We start from the raw sequence: 14,138 nt of genomic DNA on the forward strand, positions 1-14,138 counted from the left end.
GGGCAGTCACCGTGACTGACACTCTCGACAAGTCTCCGGCGGACTCGGTGCCGCCGGAGCAGATCAAGGCCATCCCGGTGCGCCACTACGGGCGCTGGGTGGCCGGCGTCCTGGTCATCGCCGTCCTGGTGCTGATCGGGGTGGCGTTCTCCAACGCGAAGATCAACTACAACGTCATCCCCGATTACCTCTTCGACCCGGGCATCGTGAAGGGTGCCTGGACGACGTTGTACATCTCCGTGCTCGCCATGGTGCTCGGCGTCTCACTGGGCATCGTGCTCGCCGTCATGCGGCTGTCGTCGAACCCGGTCACCAGCACCGTGGCCTGGTTCTACATCTGGTTCTTCCGCGGTACGCCGGTCCTGGTCCAGTTGCTGCTCTGGTACAACATCTCGCTCGTCTTCCCCGTCCTGAACCTGGGGTTCTACAAGGACGAGATGAACCAGGTCATGACCCCGGTCCTGACGGCGCTGCTGGGGCTCGGCCTGAACGAGGCCGCGTACATGTCGGAGATCGTCCGGGCCGGCATCCAGTCGGTCGACGAGGGCCAGACCGAGGCGGCCCACGCGCTGGGCATGACCCAGGGCAGGACACTGCGCCGGGTGATCCTCCCGCAGGCGATGCGGGTCATCGTCCCGCCGACCGGCAACGAGTTCATCAACATGCTGAAGACGTCGTCGCTGGCTTACGCCGTCCAGCTTCCCGAGCTGATCAAGAAGGCCAACGACATCTCCAGCACCTCGCTGGCGGTCGTCGAGATGTACTTCGTAGCCTGCATCTGGTACCTGTTCCTGACCACGATCTTCAGCATCGTGCAGTACTACGTCGAACGCCGTTACGCCCGCGGCTCGACGCGCAGCCTCCCGGCGACGCCGTTGCAGAAGCTCCGAACCAACGTGGCCAAAATGAACCTGTTCTCCCTCTCCAACTGGCGGCGATGACCATGACCCCAATGGTGAAAGCCGAGGGCGTACACAAGTCCTTCGGGCTCGCGCACATCCTCAAGGGCATCGACCTGGAGGTGAACGCCCGCGAGGTGTTCTGCCTGATCGGCCCGTCCGGTTCCGGGAAGTCCACGTTCCTGCGGTGCATCAACCACCTGGAGAAGATCAACGCCGGCCGGCTGTACGTCGACGGCAGCCTGGTCGGCTACCGGCAGAGCGGTGACAAGCTGTACGAGCTCAAGGAGAAGGAGGTGTCGGCGCAGCGACGGGACATCGGCATGGTGTTCCAGCGCTTCAACCTCTTCCCGCACATGACGGCGCTGGAGAACGTCATGGAGGCGCCGGTCCAGGTCAAGCGCGAGTCCAAGGCGGTCGCCCGCGAACGGGCGCAGCGGCTGCTCGACCGCGTCGGCCTCGGCGACAAGAACGGCCACTACCCCGCCCAGCTCTCCGGAGGCCAGCAACAGCGCGTCGCGATCGCCCGCGCACTGGCGATGGAGCCCAAGCTGATGCTCTTCGACGAGCCGACCTCGGCCCTCGACCCGGAGCTGGTCGGCGAGGTCCTGGACGTGATGCGGGATCTCGCGGAGGACGGGATGACGATGATCGTCGTCACCCACGAGATGGGGTTCGCCCGCGAGGTCGGCGACTCACTGGTCTTCATGGACGACGGCGTGGTCGTCGAGGCCGGCCATCCGCGCGAGGTCCTGACGAACCCCCGGCACGATCGGACGAAGTCCTTCCTCTCCAAGGTGCTCTGACCCTCCACCGGGTTCATCCGCGCCCTCTCACCCCGCCATGCACTTCTGTATGGCGGGGTGTGTGGCTTCCGACGCGATCATCGCTGTCGCCCGGCGGCCGACAAGAGCCGCCTTCTCCCTGTGGAAGAGGAACGCGTGAAGGTGCGGAAGAGGTTCCTTGCAGTCGTACCGCTGGCCCTGACGATGGTCGTCGGCGTGAACACCCAGGCGGACGCGGTCACCAAACACCTGACGAGCAAGACGTACAGCGACGGTTTCTCGGCCTGGTCGTCGCCGCTGGACCGCTGCATCACCCTCACCATCACCGGAAAGATGCAGTACCGCTGGTGGCTCAAGCAGCCGAACACCGGCCGCAAGGACATCTGGATCGACCAGCTCAAGCTCCAGAACCCCCAGCTGAAGATGATCGTCAGGGGCCAGTGCAATGGCGGCCACGCGGCATACCGAAGCGTGAACAGCGTCAAGATGTCGCAGTACATCTACGACCACGGATGCAAGACGTCCACGGCCATCACGGTCAACGTTCCGTTCGCCGTCGGTGTCACACCGACCAAGAAGTGCGGCCGCATCAAAGCGGCCGATGCCACGTCCTCCTTCAACAGGAAGGACCACTACTACATCCAGAACAACACGCACTCGACTGTCGCCTTCAAGCCGGGAGACACCCTGGACGCCAAGCCCTATCCGGGGCACAAGCAGATCTGCCTGCGGGACGACGTGTCCGCCAGGGTGGTTCTGGGCAGCCAGGACGACGGGTTCAGCAAGGCCCTCAACGTCTGCGTGAAGGTTTTCAATTAGCAAAGACTCCGTTGTCGAAGCGGCTGGTAAGCGGATAATCGAACTCCCTTGTGTTTAGTATGCACAAGCTGCTGAACACGGGGGTGTTCCACTATGAAGTACCGCATACTCGGACCATTGCACGTATGCACCGATACGGGGGAAACGCTGACACTGCAACGGCGCAAACTCCGTCTCCTGCTCGCCATGCTGCTGTTGCGCAACGGCCGTGCCGTCTCGGCTCGGGAGCTGACCGCCTCGCTCTGGGGCGATACGCCACCGCAATCGGCCCGCGCCAATCTCCAGTCCTATGTCTCCAGTCTCCGCGTGCTCCTGGGCGTCTCACAGCTCATCACGACGGGTGACGGCTACCGCCTCCGCGTCGAACCGTCCGACCTCGACGCCGACGTCTTCCAACGGCTCGTCGGCGAAGGGCGTGCGGCAGCGCGCACGGGTCGCCCGCGGGATGCCATGCGCTGCTTCACGGAGGCGCTGAGCCTGTGGCGGGGCGACATCCTGGAGACGCTGGAACTGACGGAGCCCCTGCACGACGCGACAGCCGCACTGCGGGAGTTGCGCCTGTCGGCAGAGGACGAACTCATGGACGCGCTTCTCGACGCCGGTGAACACACCCATGCCGTCGCCGAGTTCAGGCGGCTGGTCCGGGCCGAGCCGTTCCGTGAAGGCCGGTGGGGCCGGCTGATGACGGCACTCCAGAGGTGTGGCCGCGTCAAGGAGGCACTGGATGCGTATCAGGAGCTGTACACCCTCCTCATGGAGGAACTCGGGGTGGGCCCCTGCGAGGAACTGCGGGCGCTGCACGGCGGGATCCTCGCGGAGGCCGACACCGGCACGAGTCGGGGCGCGGCGACGCCGCAAGCCAGGTGGCGGGGCGCGCGACCGTATGTCACCGTGATCGGCCGGGAGCACGAGCGTGCGGAACTCTCGGAACTCGCCCTCCGCGGAGGGCTCGTGACCGTCACCGGACCCGGCGGTTGCGGCAAGTCGGCACTCGCTCTGGACACGACACGGACGCTGGCCGCCCGGTTCACGGGCGGAGTGACCGTCATCGGCCCCGCCGGAGCCGACACCACGCTCCCCGGCCTGTTGTCCGGTCCCGAGACCGGGACCCGCACGCTGTTCGTGTTGGACGACTGCGAGGGCCTGCCGAACGCCGCCGCCCTGGCCCGCAGTCTGCTGTCTCGGCCCGGCAGCACCGTACTGACGACCTCACGGGCTCCTCTGCACATCAGCGGCGAGGTGACGTGGCCGCTGGGCCCGCTGCCCGTTCCGAAGGCGAACGAGGAGACGGCCGCCACCCGGCTGTTCGTCGAGCGGGCCGCTCAGGCGACACCCGGCTTGCGGACCACAGCCGCGCACCCCGCGCTGGTGGGGAGGATCTGCCGCCGCCTCGACGGGCTGCCGCTGGCCATCGAACTCGCCGTTGCCCGGTTGCGGGTGCTCTCCCTCCCGGAACTCGCCGACCGGTTGGACACCGGTCTGGACTGTCTGCTGACCCACACCGCCGGCACACCCGGGCAGAACACCCTCACATCCGCCTTCAGACGGGATCATGCCCGCCTCGGCTCGCACGAGCGCCGGTTGCTGCGCCTTCTCGCCGAGGGAGAAGGGGCGTTCAGCCTCACCGACGTGGAGGCCGCCGCCGGGCCGTACCTCCGCTCCGGCAGTGTCCTGCAGGCACTGGCCACGCTCGTGGAACAGTCATTCGTGGAGTCTCAGGACACGGCGGCCGGCCGAAGATTTCGGCTGCTGACGCCAATTCGGGCGCTCGTCACGCAGTTGCCCGCGCAGGAGCCCGAATTGGAGTCGGCAGGGTAGTTCCTCTCAGTAGGCCTTCACGCAGACCTTCGCGTCCTTGGCAAACGAATCGGAATCAGTTCCACTGTGGGCGGTGTAAATGGCGTCGACCCGCAGACAGACCTGATTGCGGCCGCTGGTGGGCGCGACGCCGAAGGTCTTCTTGAAAGTGGCCGGCCTACCGCTGTTGTACTGGCTGTAGGACGAGCCCTTGGCGTTGCTGGTGGTCGACCGTTTGGCGGTCTTGATGCGCCCGCACTTCCGAGTGGGGGTCACTCCGACCGCAAAGGGAGCGTTGATCGTGATGGCGGTGGACGTCGTGCACCCGGAGTCGTAGAAACGCTGTGACAGATCCGCGCCGGTCAGCTTCGCCGGTGCCCCGTGACGGCCGCACTGGCCCTTGACGTCCATCGTCATCGCGGGAGCCTTGAGGCGGATCTCCTGGACCCACTTCTCCTTGGAACTCGGCTTCTTGTACCACCAGAGGTATTCCATCTTCCCTGTCAGGTTGACCACGAGGCACCTTTTCAGCGGAGTGGAGTAACTCTCGAGTGTCACGTAGTACGGCTTGCTCGACCAGGTCTTGGTCACCGCTTCCGCCTGGCCGTTCACGCCGACCAGCACCGTCAGTGCCAGCGGCGCAACGACCAGGGCCCTCTTCATCGCAGTCACTCGAAACTCTCCCGGGAAAGGAGCGGCGCCGATCGCCGCTGGGAGCGACGGTCCCAGCGGCCTCTACGCACGGCGCCATACACCCCTTTCCCATGGGTCTACTTCAGCGCGAGCAGCAGCGTGTCAGAGGGTGAGCACCACACCGGCCGGGCCTCGCCGAAGCCCCGTTCGCGCAGCACGCGCGCGTGCCAGTGCACCGACGGCGTGTCGCCCTCCGCGTGCTCGCCGTAGATCTCGAAGCGGCGGGCGGTCGGGCCGGCGAGGAGGGGGTCCTCGGCGGCGAGCTGCCACCACTCGGCCCAGTCGAGGGCTCCGTCCCGCTTGGCCCGCTCCATGTGCGCGTGACGCTGCGCGCGTTCGGCCGCGTTGATCCGTGGGGTGGTCTCGTCGGTCATGTGGTCCGCGTTCATGAAGACACCGCCGTCGCGGACGAGTTCGGCGATCTGTCCGTAGAGGGCCGCGAGGGGTTCGCGGTGCAGCCAGTGCAGGGCCGTGGCGGTCAGGACGGCGTCGTACGAGTCGTACGGCAGCTTCGCGGGCCAGTCCGGGTCCTTGAGGTCGGCCGTCACGAAGGTGACCCGCTCGTCGCCCGCGAAGGTGCCCTCGGCGATGGTGAGGAGCGCCGGGTCGAGGTCCACGCCGGTGCTGGTGGCCTCCGGGAACCGGGTGAGCAGCCTGGCCGTGATACTTCCCGTGCCGCACGCGAGGTCGAGCACGCGCGGCCGGGGTCCGACGAGGGCCTCGACCATGTCCAGCATGACCCGGAACCGCTCCTCGCGGTCCGGCATGTACCACTCCTGCTGCCGGTCCCAGCTCTCCTGCCAGGCCTGCCAGTCGGTGTCGACACCGGTCGCCATCAAAGCCCCCTGTCCACGCACTGTCGTAATACCCTGGAAGCACGATCAGCTGTTACCCGACCGCATCACGACGATAGAACGCCTCCGTAAGGACTACAAGTGGAACTGGCCTATTACTCGGACTATGCCGTCCGTCTGGTCAACAGCGAGGACCCGGCCCGCGGCAAGGACTCCCTGACCTCGGTCGAGGCCGTCCGCGATCTGTTCGGTGTCAGCCAGGAGGCGGGCCGCCGGGTCACCGAGGCCGACGTCACCCGCTTCCGCTCGGTGCGGGGGCGGCTGCGGGCGGTCTTCGAGGCGGCGGATCAGGGCGACGAGGAGACGGCGGTGAACCTGCTGAACTCGCTCCTGCTGGAGTTCCCGGTGAACCCGCAGATCTCCGGGCACGACTTCCGCGACGACGACGGCCGTCCGCTGTGGCACATGCACCTGGCGGACCACCCCTCCAACGCCACCGCCGGGTACGCGGCGATCGCGGCGATGGGCCTGGCCTTCCACCTCACCGAGTACGGCGTGGACCGGCTGGGCCTGTGCGAGGCCGCGCCCTGCCGCAACGCCTACCTCGACACCTCCACGAACCGCTCCCGGCGCTACTGCTCCGACCGCTGCGCCACCCGCGCCAACGTGGCCGCCTACCGGGCCCGCAAGCGCCTGGAGGCCGACCGGTCGGGGAACACGGGCCGCACGGCGGACAGCGCCCAGCGCACGGCGGCCAGCGGCGAGCGCTGAGCGGGCCCGAGCGGCCGGTACCTGAGCCGGGCCTTCCCCAGGACGAGGTCCTCCGGTACGACGCCGTAGTCCGTGCTGTCGCCCCCGGCGAACGCGTTGTCCCCGAGCACCCACCAGCCGCCCTCGCGCCGCTCCACGGCCCGCTTGACGACCAGCAGGTCCTGCTGGAAGGGATGCCGCAGGACCACGATGTCACCGGGGCCGACCCTGGCGCCCCAGTGCACGACGAGCTGGTCCCCGTGCTGGAGCGTGGGCACCATCGACGGCCCGGTCACCTCGGCCACCCCCACGAAGGGCAGCAACGACCTCTCCCGCTCGGTCTCCTGCGACAGCTCCGGCATACCCCGGCACCTCCCCGGTACGTTCATCCACCAGTCTCAGTCTGACCCCGGACTTTTGTCCTAAGCCCATGGGGGCACCCGCGAATTCGGCTCTCCCAGGGAGTAATGTCGCACCTGAGAAGACGATCACGAGGAAGGAATGCTCCATGCTTTCCCGCCTGTTTGCCCCCAAGGTCAAGGTCAGCGCACACTGCGACCTGCCCTGCGGTGTGTACGACCCGGCCCAGGCCCGCATCGAGGCGGAGTCGGTGAAGGCCGTGCAGGAGAAGATGGCCGCCAACGACGACCCGCACTTCCAGTCGCGTGCCACGGTCATCAAGGAGCAGCGCGCCGAGCTCGCGAAGCACCACGTTTCCGTGCTCTGGAGCGACTACTTCAAGCCCCCGCACTTCGAGAAGTACCCGGAGCTGCACCAGCTGGTCAACGACACCCTCAAGGCCCTCTCGGCCGCGAAGGCGTCCACCGACCCGGCCACCGGCCAGAAGGCTCTGGACTACATCGCCCAGATCGACAAGATCTTCTGGGAGACCAAGAAGGCCTGACCTCGTCGGCCTCCGCCGGACCCGCGATCGGTGCACCATCGCAGGCCGACGGGAGAACGTGGAAGGGGCCCGGTCCGCACGGACCGGGCCCCTTGCGCGTGTACCGCTCCGCGGAGCGGCCGGCCGGCCTGACCCAGACGACAGGCCCTAGGCCTCCCCCGCCTCCAGCAGTCCCGCCGCCGCGCCCACGATCCGCGGGTCCGGGGTGCCGACGACCTCCTCGTCCTTGTCCGAGTAGTCGAAGCGGGCCAGGACGCTGCGCATGGCCTCGACGCGGGCGCGCTTCTTGTCGTTGCTCTTGACCACCGTCCAGGGGGCGAACTGGGTGTCCGTCTCGCGGAACATGGCGACCTTGGCGGCGGTGTAGTCGTCCCAGCGGTCCAGGGAGGCGAGGTCCATGGGGCTGAGCTTCCACTGCCGTACGGGGTCGATCTGGCGGATGGTGAAGCGGGTGCGCTGCTCGCCCTGGGAGACCGAGAACCAGAACTTCAGCAGATCCACGCCGTCGTCGACGAGCATCCGCTCGAACAGCGGGGCCTGCCGCATGAAGCGCCGGTACTCGTCGTCCGAGCAGAAGCCCATGACCCGCTCGACACCGGCCCGGTTGTACCAGGACCGGTCGAACAGCACGATCTCGCCCGCGGTCGGCAGGTGTTCGACGTACCGCTGGAAGTACCACTGCCCGCGCTCGCGTTCGGTCGGCTTCTCCAGGGCCACCACGCGCGCGCCACGGGGGTTCAGGTGCTCCGTGAAGCGCTTGATGGTGCCGCCCTTGCCGGCCGCGTCCCGTCCCTCGAAGACGATGACGAGCCGGCGCCCGGTCTCCTTGATCCAGCTCTGGAGCTTCAGCAGTTCGATCTGCTGGAGCCGCTTGTGCCAGTCGTACTCCTTGCGCTCCATGCGGTGCGCGTAGGGGTAGTTCTCCCGCCAGGTGTCGATCGGGCTGCCGTCCGGGCGGATCAGCACAGGGTCGTCGGGGTCGGTGTAGTCGACCTTCAGGTCGGTCAGCAGGGGCGTCATCCCCGGTCCCCTCTCAGTGGAACTGCGGCACGATCAGATAGATGCCGTACGCCACCACCGCCGCGCAGGCGAGGAAGCACAGGCCGGCCTGGGCGATGCCGAGCGTGGACGTGCCACCACCGCCATCCTCCCTCGCCCCCTCGAAGCGGGCGAGGCCGAGTACCCCGAGGGCGAAGACCACCACCACGGCGATGGTGACGCCGACGCTCACCGCGGTGACCTGGCCGAGTGCGGTCCAGTCGATGCTCATGACAGGAACTCCTAAAGGGCTCAGGCGGCCGTGCCGACGCGGGACGGCGGCTCGGTGCGGACGGTGACCTCGTGGGTGTCGTTGACGTTGTGCGCGCTCACCGGGTTGCGGCGGGAGATGAGCACGATGCCCGCGGCGACGGCGGCACCGACCAGCGCGACGACGACCGTGCCGAAGTTGCCGCCGTGCTTGACGGCGCTCGCGGAGAGGCCGCCGACCAGCGCGGCCGCCGGCAGTGTGATCAGCCAGGCCGCGACCATGCGCCCGGCGATGCCCCAGCGGACCTCCGCCAGCTTCCGGCCGAGACCGGCGCCGAGGATGCTGCCCGAGGCGACCTGCGTGGTCGACAGGGCGAAGCCGAGGTGGGCGGAGGTCAGAATGACCGTCGTCGACGCGGTCTCCGCGGCGAAGCCCTGCGGGGACTGGATCTCGGTGAGCCCCTTGCCCATGGTGCGGATGATCCGCCAGCCGCCGAGGTAGGTGCCGAGGCCGATCGCGAGACCGGCGGAGGCGATGACCCAGACCGGCGGTCCTGCGTCGTGGCCGAGCGCGCCCGCCGAGATCAGGGTCAGCGTGATGACACCCATGGTCTTCTGGGCGTCGTTGGTGCCGTGCGCGAGGGAGACGAGGGACGCGGAGGCGATCTGCCCGAGCCGGAAGCCCTTGGTCACCGAGTCCTTGCGGGCGCGGGCGGTGAGCTTGTAGGCGAGGTAGGTGGCGATCAGCGCCGCCACGCCGGCCACCACCGGGGAGGCCACGGCGGGGATCAGGATCTTCTCGACGACCTTGTCGAAGTGCACGCCGTGGGAGCCGGCACCGACCCACACCGCGCCGATCAGCCCGCCGAACAGGGCGTGCGAGGAGCTCGACGGAAGGCCGACCAGCCAGGTCAGCAGGTTCCACAGAATCGCTCCGACCAGCCCCGCGAAGATCATCCCGGGCGAGACCAGGGTGTCGTCCACGATGCCGCCGGAGATCGTCTTGGCGACCTCGGTGGACAGGAAGGCGCCGACGACGTTCAGGACGCCGCTCACCAGGACCGCGGTCCTGGGTTTCAGCGCGCCGGTCGCGATGGACGTCGCCATCGCGTTGGCGGTGTCGTGGAATCCGTTGGTGAAGTCGAAGGCCAGGGCCGTGACGATGACGACCGCCACGAGGAACGTGATGTGGTCCATGCCTCTCATGGGAGCAAGCGCTTCCGTACGGCAGGAGAACGTGAGGCAAAGCCCGTTACAGGTCCCCGCGCCCAGCCGGTGAGCATCGTGCGATGCTGGCGTGATGGTGAGCATCGAGGACCTGGTGCGGCTGCGGCAGGCACGCGACCGGATGGACCGCGAGTACACCGAGCCGCTCGACGTGACCGCGCTCGCCCGCACCGCGCTGATGTCCCCGGGCCACTTCCAGCGCAGTTTCCGCGCGGAGTTCGGTGAGACGCCCTACGGCTATCTCATGACCCGGCGCATCGAGCGCGCGAAGGCGCTGCTGAGGCGGGGCGACCTGTCCGTCACCGAGGTCTGCATGGCCGTGGGCTGCACCTCCCTCGGCTCCTTCAGCTCGCGGTTCACGGAGCTGGTGGGCGAGACGCCGAGCGCGTACCGGGCCCGCTCCCACGAGGAGATCGCCGGGATCCCCCCGTGCGTGGTCCGCAGGCACACCCGGCCGCGTCGGGCCTAACGTGAAGCCATGGACATCAGACTCAAGAACTGCTTCATCGCCGTCGACGATCACGACAAGGCGATCGCGTTCTACCGGGACGTCCTGGGCATGGAGGTGCGCGGCGACGTCGGGTACGAGGGCATGCGCTGGGTGACGGTCGGCTCGCCGCTCCAGCCGGACGTGGACATCGTCCTGGAGCCGCCCGCCGCGGATCCGGACGCGTCCCCCGCGGACAAGGAGGCGATGGCCCGGCTGCTGGCGAAGGGGCTGCTGCGGGGGGTCAACTTCACGACGACCGACTGTGACGCGTTGTTCGCACGCGTGCGGGAGTCGGGGGCGGAGGTGGTCCAGGAGCCGACGGACATGCCGTACGGGGTGCGGGACTGCGCGTTCCGGGACCCGGCGGGGAACATGCTGCGGTTCATGGAGGTACCGAAGTGATGGAGGTGCCGAAGCGATGGAGGCGCCGAAGTGATGGAGGCACCGAAGTGATGGAGGCACCGAAGTGGTGAAGCCTACGATCACCGCATGACTACCCGCTGGACATACGCCTTCGTGGACCGGCCCGCTCCCCGCTTCGCCCAGGCCTGCGACTTCTGGGTCAGCGTCACCGGCAGCCGCCTGTCCGAATTCCGGGGTGAGCGGCGGGAGTTCGTGACCCTCCTGCCGCCCGGCGGGGCGGACGCCTGCGTCAAGGCGCAGGCCGTCGCCTCGGGACCCGGCGGTGCCCATCTCGACTTCTGCGTGGACGACGTACGGAAGTTCGCGAAGGCGGCGCGGGCGCTCGGCGCGCACATGGTCGCCGACCAGGGCACGCTGGTCGTGCTCCGGTCCCCCGCGGGTCAGTTGTTCTGCGCCGACCCCTGGCGCGGGCAGTCGGTCCGCCCGCCGGTGATCCACGGCAGCCGTCTCGACCAGGTCTGCCTGGACGTCCCGCCCTCCCTCTACGAGGCCGAAGTCGCCTTCTGGGCCGCCCTGTTGCCCGACTGGGACTCCCTGCGCGGCTCGCTCCCCGAGTTCCACGTGCTCAAGCCACCGCCCGGACTCCCGGTCCGCATCCTCCTCCAGCGCCTCGACGAGGAACGCCCCGCCTCCGCCCATCTGGACCTGGCCTGCGCGGACATCGAGGCGACACGGGCCGAACACGAGCGCCTGGGCGCGGAGTTCGTCGCCGAGGGCAGGAACTGGACGGTGATGAGAGACTCGGCAGGCGGCATCTACTGCCTGACGGGCCGGGACCCGGAGACGGGCGGGCTGCCTAGCGGGTCCTGACGAAGCAGAGGGTCCGGCCCTGCGCGTCGGGCGTGGAGCGGGAGCACGCCGTCTCCCACCCTTCCGGGAGCGAGGGCGTCGGACTCTCCCTCTCCCATCCGTACGGCCCCGGCGGCTCCGCCGAGTCCTGAAGCCAGAGCGTGAGCCCGCCCGCGACGACCACGAGAGCCGCCCACACCAGCAGGACCCAGCGCCATGACCGGCGGCGACCCGTCACCCCCACGGCTCCACGTCGACGACCGCGTCCACCGGGATCGGCCCGTAGACGTGCGGGAACTCCTCGGCGCCCGGAGCGGGGGCCTCGTACTTCAGGGGTACGTCGAGGCGGGCGGGGTCGATGACGAGGACCACGAGGTCCGGTACATCAGCGAAGAAGCGCGCGGCCGTGCCGGGGAGCTGCTCACGCGTCGAGCAGTGGATGAACCCCTCCTCCTGGAGAGTGCGGCCGCGGGTCGAGATCTCGTACCTGCCACGGGCCCGGGCCTCCTCCCAGAGGGAGCGTTCGGTCAGGTGCACGATGAGGTTCGCTGTGGACATGCCGTCACGTTAAGGCCTCAGCCGGGCCGCCCGCCCCTGCAAATACCGCTGCTCGGGCAGGCTCAGGGTCTTTCCGGCCGCCGCCTCGTACGCGGCACGCGCCTGGTCGTACGACCCCGCCCGCTCCAGCAGATGCCCGCGTACGGCGTCCAGCCGGTGGCCCAACTCGTCGGGGAGCGCGTCCAGTTCGGCGAGCCCGGCCTGCGGGCCGTGCACCATCGCGACCGCGACCGCCCGGTTCAGCCGCTCCACCGGCCCCGGAACGAGCCGTACGAGAACGTCGTAGAGCCCGAGGATCTCCCGCCAGTCGGTCGCCTCCGGCGTGGGCGCCTCGTCGTGTACGGCGGCGATGGCCGCGCGGATCTGGTAGGGGCCGGGTCGGCGGCGGGCCAGCGCCCGGGTGACGAGCGCGACGCCCTCCTCGATCGCGGCCTTGTCCCAGCGGGCGCGGTCCTGTTCGTCGAGGGGGACCAGGTCGCCGTCCGGGCCTGTGCGGGCGTCGCGGCGGGCGTCGGTGAGGAGCATCAGGGCGAGCAGGCCCGCGATCTCGCAGTCGTCGGGGAGGAGCCGGTGCACCGTGCGGGTCAGGCGGATCGCCTCACCGGCGAGGTCGCGCCGCTGGAGGGCCGGTCCGGAGGTCGCCGTGTGGCCCTCGTTGAAGATCAGGTAGAGGGTGTGCAGGACGGCCGGAAGCCGTTCGGGCCAGTTCTCCGGGCGGCCGAAGCTCACGCCCCGCACCTTCTGCTTGGCCCGGCTGATGCGCTGGGCCATGGTCGCCTCGGGGACGAGATACGCCCGGGCGATCTCCGCGGTGGTCAGTCCGCCGACCGCGCGCAGGGTGAGCGCGATCTGCGCGGACGGGGGCAGCTGCGGATGGCAGCACAGGAACAGCAGGGACAGGGTGTCGTCCTCGCGTGGCGCGCGGTCGGCGACCGCCGTGACGCGCTCGCTCAGTGCCGCGGCCCGCTCCTCCCGCGCCCGCCGTGCCTCCTCCGCCCGCAGCGTGTCAATCAGCCGCCGCGAGGCCACCTTGATGAGCCACCCGCGCGGATTGCCGGGCACCCCCGCCGACGGCCACTGCCCGGCCGCGGCCAGCAGCGCCTCCTGTACGGCGTCCTCGGCGGCGTCGAAATGGCCGTACCGCCTGACCAGCGCCCCGAGGACCTGCGGCGCGTGCCGGCGCAGCAGGTCCTCGGTGCCGGTCGTCGGTCGCACGGCCCTCAGATGTCCCCGGCGCCGTCCAGGATGGGCCGGATGACCACCGGGTACTCGGGGGCGCCGGCGGGCTGGGGGCAGTGGGTGATGCGCTCGGCGATCTCCGTGACGCGCTCCAGGCTCTCGCACTCCAGCACCCAGTAGCCGCACAGCAGCTCCTTGGTCTCGCTGTAGGGACCGTCGGTGATCACGGCCTTGCCGTCCGCGCCCCTGCTGACGTGGCGGATCTTCGCGGGCTCGGCGAGGCCCTGGCCGTCGAGCATCTCGCCGGTCTCGGAGAGGTCGTCGTTGATGGCGCTCATGAAGGCGTACATCGTACGGATCTCCTGCTCGCTCCAGGCCGGGGAGTGCTCGGAGCCCTTGCCGCGCATGGCCTCGTAGTCGGCCTGCGTGCCCTGCACCATGACCAGGTACTTCATGATCCCGCTCCTTCGGCGTCGATCGGCTCGGCCGCCCGGTGCGGGCGGCTCTCACAGGGGACGTCGGAGCCGGGGACGGATTCTCGACAGGGTTCAGGAACTTTTTCCGGCGGGTGCGCCGCCGTGGTCCTCGCCGGATCCGGCGGCCAGGTCGGGGTTCGCCTCGCACTCGGGGTTGCGGCACGGGCCGCCCGTCCACACGGGGACCCACGCGCCCAGCGTTTTGTGACGCCGTACGACTGTCTCGACCGGCTGTCCGCAGACGGGACAGACGCGTTCGTCAGTGCCCATGCCCTCAGGGTAGGGCGAGGGGGCCGCGGGCGCTTGC

19 protein-coding genes are annotated in these 14,138 nt (G+C 69.1%); 9 read left to right on the top strand and 10 right to left on the bottom strand.

Translation table 11 applies throughout. From position 1 onward, the window contains the following. The first annotated feature begins 11 nt into the window (after window positions 1-11). The 4 genes from ACFYZ8_RS11745 (at window position 12) to ACFYZ8_RS11760 (ending at window position 4,321) form a co-directional block, all read left to right on the top strand. Entirely contained in the window at window positions 12-941 is a 930-nt protein-coding gene (locus tag ACFYZ8_RS11745) for an amino acid ABC transporter permease (protein WP_359040553.1), read from the top strand. Beyond that, window positions 938-1,705, top strand: a complete 768-nt coding sequence (locus tag ACFYZ8_RS11750) for an amino acid ABC transporter ATP-binding protein (protein ID WP_359040551.1) — start codon at window positions 938-940, stop codon at window positions 1,703-1,705. The genes ACFYZ8_RS11745 and ACFYZ8_RS11750 overlap by 4 nt, the downstream gene beginning before the upstream one ends. Window positions 1,706-1,846: 141 nt before the next feature. Then, on the top strand, window positions 1,847-2,503 hold the full coding sequence (locus tag ACFYZ8_RS11755; protein WP_359040549.1) for a hypothetical protein: 657 nt from the start codon (window positions 1,847-1,849) through the stop codon (window positions 2,501-2,503). Between the two features lie 93 nt (window positions 2,504-2,596). After that, entirely contained in the window at window positions 2,597-4,321 is a 1,725-nt protein-coding gene (locus ACFYZ8_RS11760) for a BTAD domain-containing putative transcriptional regulator (protein ID WP_359040547.1), read from the top strand. Between the two features lie 6 nt (window positions 4,322-4,327). Here ACFYZ8_RS11760 and ACFYZ8_RS11765 read toward each other — a convergent pair whose 3' ends face one another. Both ACFYZ8_RS11765 and ACFYZ8_RS11770 read right to left on the bottom strand, forming a co-directional pair. Continuing rightward, complete coding sequence (locus tag ACFYZ8_RS11765) at window positions 4,328-4,963, bottom strand: hypothetical protein (protein WP_388535067.1); 636 nt, start codon at window positions 4,961-4,963, stop codon at window positions 4,328-4,330. 107 nt (window positions 4,964-5,070) lie between these two features. Next, the gene (locus ACFYZ8_RS11770; protein ID WP_388534594.1) at window positions 5,071-5,829 is read right to left on the bottom strand and encodes a class I SAM-dependent methyltransferase; all 759 of its coding nucleotides are present in this window, start codon (window positions 5,827-5,829) and stop codon (window positions 5,071-5,073) included. A gap of 99 nt (window positions 5,830-5,928) precedes the next feature. On the opposite strand from ACFYZ8_RS11770, the gene ACFYZ8_RS11775 reads away from it, so the two are divergent. Next, window positions 5,929-6,558: a CGNR zinc finger domain-containing protein gene (locus ACFYZ8_RS11775; RefSeq protein WP_388534596.1), complete on the top strand. Its 630-nt coding sequence runs from the start codon at window positions 5,929-5,931 to the stop codon at window positions 6,556-6,558. Here the strand turns inward: ACFYZ8_RS11775 and sodX are convergent. Beyond that, window positions 6,462-6,899, bottom strand: coding sequence for a nickel-type superoxide dismutase maturation protease (gene sodX / locus ACFYZ8_RS11780; protein ID WP_359040539.1), 438 nt, complete (start codon window positions 6,897-6,899; stop codon window positions 6,462-6,464). The genes ACFYZ8_RS11775 and sodX overlap by 97 nt on opposite strands. Before the next feature lie 146 nt (window positions 6,900-7,045). Between sodX and sodN the strand changes: the two genes are divergently transcribed. Continuing rightward, window positions 7,046-7,441: a superoxide dismutase, Ni gene (sodN, locus tag ACFYZ8_RS11785; protein ID WP_351729542.1), complete on the top strand. Its 396-nt coding sequence runs from the start codon at window positions 7,046-7,048 to the stop codon at window positions 7,439-7,441. 147 nt (window positions 7,442-7,588) lie between these two features. Here sodN and ppk2 read toward each other — a convergent pair whose 3' ends face one another. The 3 genes from ppk2 to ACFYZ8_RS11800 are packed head-to-tail and all read right to left on the bottom strand — an operon-like array spanning window position 7,589 to window position 9,886. Then, window positions 7,589-8,461 carry a polyphosphate kinase 2 gene (gene ppk2, locus ACFYZ8_RS11790; protein ID WP_359030314.1) on the bottom strand — a complete coding sequence of 291 codons (873 nt, stop codon included), beginning with the start codon at window positions 8,459-8,461 and terminating at the stop codon, window positions 7,589-7,591. 13 nt (window positions 8,462-8,474) lie between these two features. Next, window positions 8,475-8,711, bottom strand: coding sequence for a hypothetical protein (locus tag ACFYZ8_RS11795; protein WP_007384642.1), 237 nt, complete (start codon window positions 8,709-8,711; stop codon window positions 8,475-8,477). Between the two features lie 20 nt (window positions 8,712-8,731). Further along, window positions 8,732-9,886 (bottom strand): inorganic phosphate transporter, encoded by a 1,155-nt coding sequence (locus ACFYZ8_RS11800; RefSeq protein WP_359030313.1) that lies wholly within the window; start codon window positions 9,884-9,886, stop codon window positions 8,732-8,734. 103 nt (window positions 9,887-9,989) lie between these two features. Between ACFYZ8_RS11800 and ACFYZ8_RS11805 the strand changes: the two genes are divergently transcribed. From ACFYZ8_RS11805 to ACFYZ8_RS11815, 3 genes are all read left to right on the top strand, one after another. Then, entirely contained in the window at window positions 9,990-10,385 is a 396-nt protein-coding gene (locus ACFYZ8_RS11805; RefSeq protein ID WP_266522248.1) for a helix-turn-helix transcriptional regulator, read from the top strand. A gap of 9 nt (window positions 10,386-10,394) precedes the next feature. Beyond that, entirely contained in the window at window positions 10,395-10,808 is a 414-nt protein-coding gene (locus tag ACFYZ8_RS11810; RefSeq protein ID WP_359030311.1) for a VOC family protein, read from the top strand. 87 nt (window positions 10,809-10,895) lie between these two features. After that, window positions 10,896-11,639 carry a VOC family protein gene (locus ACFYZ8_RS11815; protein ID WP_388534602.1) on the top strand — a complete coding sequence of 248 codons (744 nt, stop codon included), beginning with the start codon at window positions 10,896-10,898 and terminating at the stop codon, window positions 11,637-11,639. A 213-nt stretch (window positions 11,640-11,852) separates the two neighbouring features. On the opposite strand, the gene ACFYZ8_RS11820 is transcribed toward ACFYZ8_RS11815, so the two are convergent. The 4 genes from ACFYZ8_RS11820 to ACFYZ8_RS11835 form a co-directional block, all read right to left on the bottom strand. Then, window positions 11,853-12,176, bottom strand: coding sequence for a DUF952 domain-containing protein (locus ACFYZ8_RS11820; protein WP_359030309.1), 324 nt, complete (start codon window positions 12,174-12,176; stop codon window positions 11,853-11,855). 9 nt (window positions 12,177-12,185) lie between these two features. Further along, entirely contained in the window at window positions 12,186-13,391 is a 1,206-nt protein-coding gene (locus ACFYZ8_RS11825; protein ID WP_388534605.1) for an RNA polymerase sigma factor, read from the bottom strand. Between the two features lie 5 nt (window positions 13,392-13,396). Beyond that, the gene (locus ACFYZ8_RS11830) at window positions 13,397-13,810 is read right to left on the bottom strand and encodes a YciI family protein (RefSeq protein WP_388534609.1); all 414 of its coding nucleotides are present in this window, start codon (window positions 13,808-13,810) and stop codon (window positions 13,397-13,399) included. Between the two features lie 93 nt (window positions 13,811-13,903). Beyond that, window positions 13,904-14,101, bottom strand: a complete 198-nt coding sequence (locus tag ACFYZ8_RS11835; RefSeq protein ID WP_388534611.1) for a hypothetical protein — start codon at window positions 14,099-14,101, stop codon at window positions 13,904-13,906. Between the last annotated feature and the right edge of the window lie 37 nt (window positions 14,102-14,138).

It is taken from the genome of Streptomyces sp. NPDC001668, assembly GCF_042893155.1.
Taxonomy (GTDB): Bacteria; Actinomycetota; Actinomycetes; order Streptomycetales; family Streptomycetaceae; genus Streptomyces.

What these genes read in the sequence shown, in the direction of transcription:
- ACFYZ8_RS11750 (WP_359040551.1), top strand. Translation starts at nt 938, where the DNA reads ATGACCATGACCCCAATGGTGAAAGCCGAGGGCGTACACAAGTCCTTC.
- ACFYZ8_RS11760 (WP_359040547.1), top strand. Translation starts at nt 2,597, where the DNA reads ATGAAGTACCGCATACTCGGACCATTGCACGTATGCACCGATACGGGG.
- ACFYZ8_RS11765 (WP_388535067.1), bottom strand. Translation starts at nt 4,963, where the DNA reads ATGAAGAGGGCCCTGGTCGTTGCGCCGCTGGCACTGACGGTGCTGGTC.
- ACFYZ8_RS11770 (WP_388534594.1), bottom strand. Translation starts at nt 5,829, where the DNA reads ATGGCGACCGGTGTCGACACCGACTGGCAGGCCTGGCAGGAGAGCTGG.
- sodX (WP_359040539.1), bottom strand. Translation starts at nt 6,899, where the DNA reads ATGCCGGAGCTGTCGCAGGAGACCGAGCGGGAGAGGTCGTTGCTGCCC.
- sodN (WP_351729542.1), top strand. Translation starts at nt 7,046, where the DNA reads ATGCTTTCCCGCCTGTTTGCCCCCAAGGTCAAGGTCAGCGCACACTGC.
- ppk2 (WP_359030314.1), bottom strand. Translation starts at nt 8,461, where the DNA reads ATGACGCCCCTGCTGACCGACCTGAAGGTCGACTACACCGACCCCGAC.
- ACFYZ8_RS11795 (WP_007384642.1), bottom strand. Translation starts at nt 8,711, where the DNA reads ATGAGCATCGACTGGACCGCACTCGGCCAGGTCACCGCGGTGAGCGTC.
- ACFYZ8_RS11800 (WP_359030313.1), bottom strand. Translation starts at nt 9,886, where the DNA reads ATGGACCACATCACGTTCCTCGTGGCGGTCGTCATCGTCACGGCCCTG.
- ACFYZ8_RS11805 (WP_266522248.1), top strand. Translation starts at nt 9,990, where the DNA reads ATGGTGAGCATCGAGGACCTGGTGCGGCTGCGGCAGGCACGCGACCGG.
- ACFYZ8_RS11810 (WP_359030311.1), top strand. Translation starts at nt 10,395, where the DNA reads ATGGACATCAGACTCAAGAACTGCTTCATCGCCGTCGACGATCACGAC.
- ACFYZ8_RS11815 (WP_388534602.1), top strand. Translation starts at nt 10,896, where the DNA reads ATGACTACCCGCTGGACATACGCCTTCGTGGACCGGCCCGCTCCCCGC.
- ACFYZ8_RS11820 (WP_359030309.1), bottom strand. Translation starts at nt 12,176, where the DNA reads ATGTCCACAGCGAACCTCATCGTGCACCTGACCGAACGCTCCCTCTGG.
- ACFYZ8_RS11830 (WP_388534609.1), bottom strand. Translation starts at nt 13,810, where the DNA reads ATGAAGTACCTGGTCATGGTGCAGGGCACGCAGGCCGACTACGAGGCC.
- ACFYZ8_RS11835 (WP_388534611.1), bottom strand. Translation starts at nt 14,101, where the DNA reads ATGGGCACTGACGAACGCGTCTGTCCCGTCTGCGGACAGCCGGTCGAG.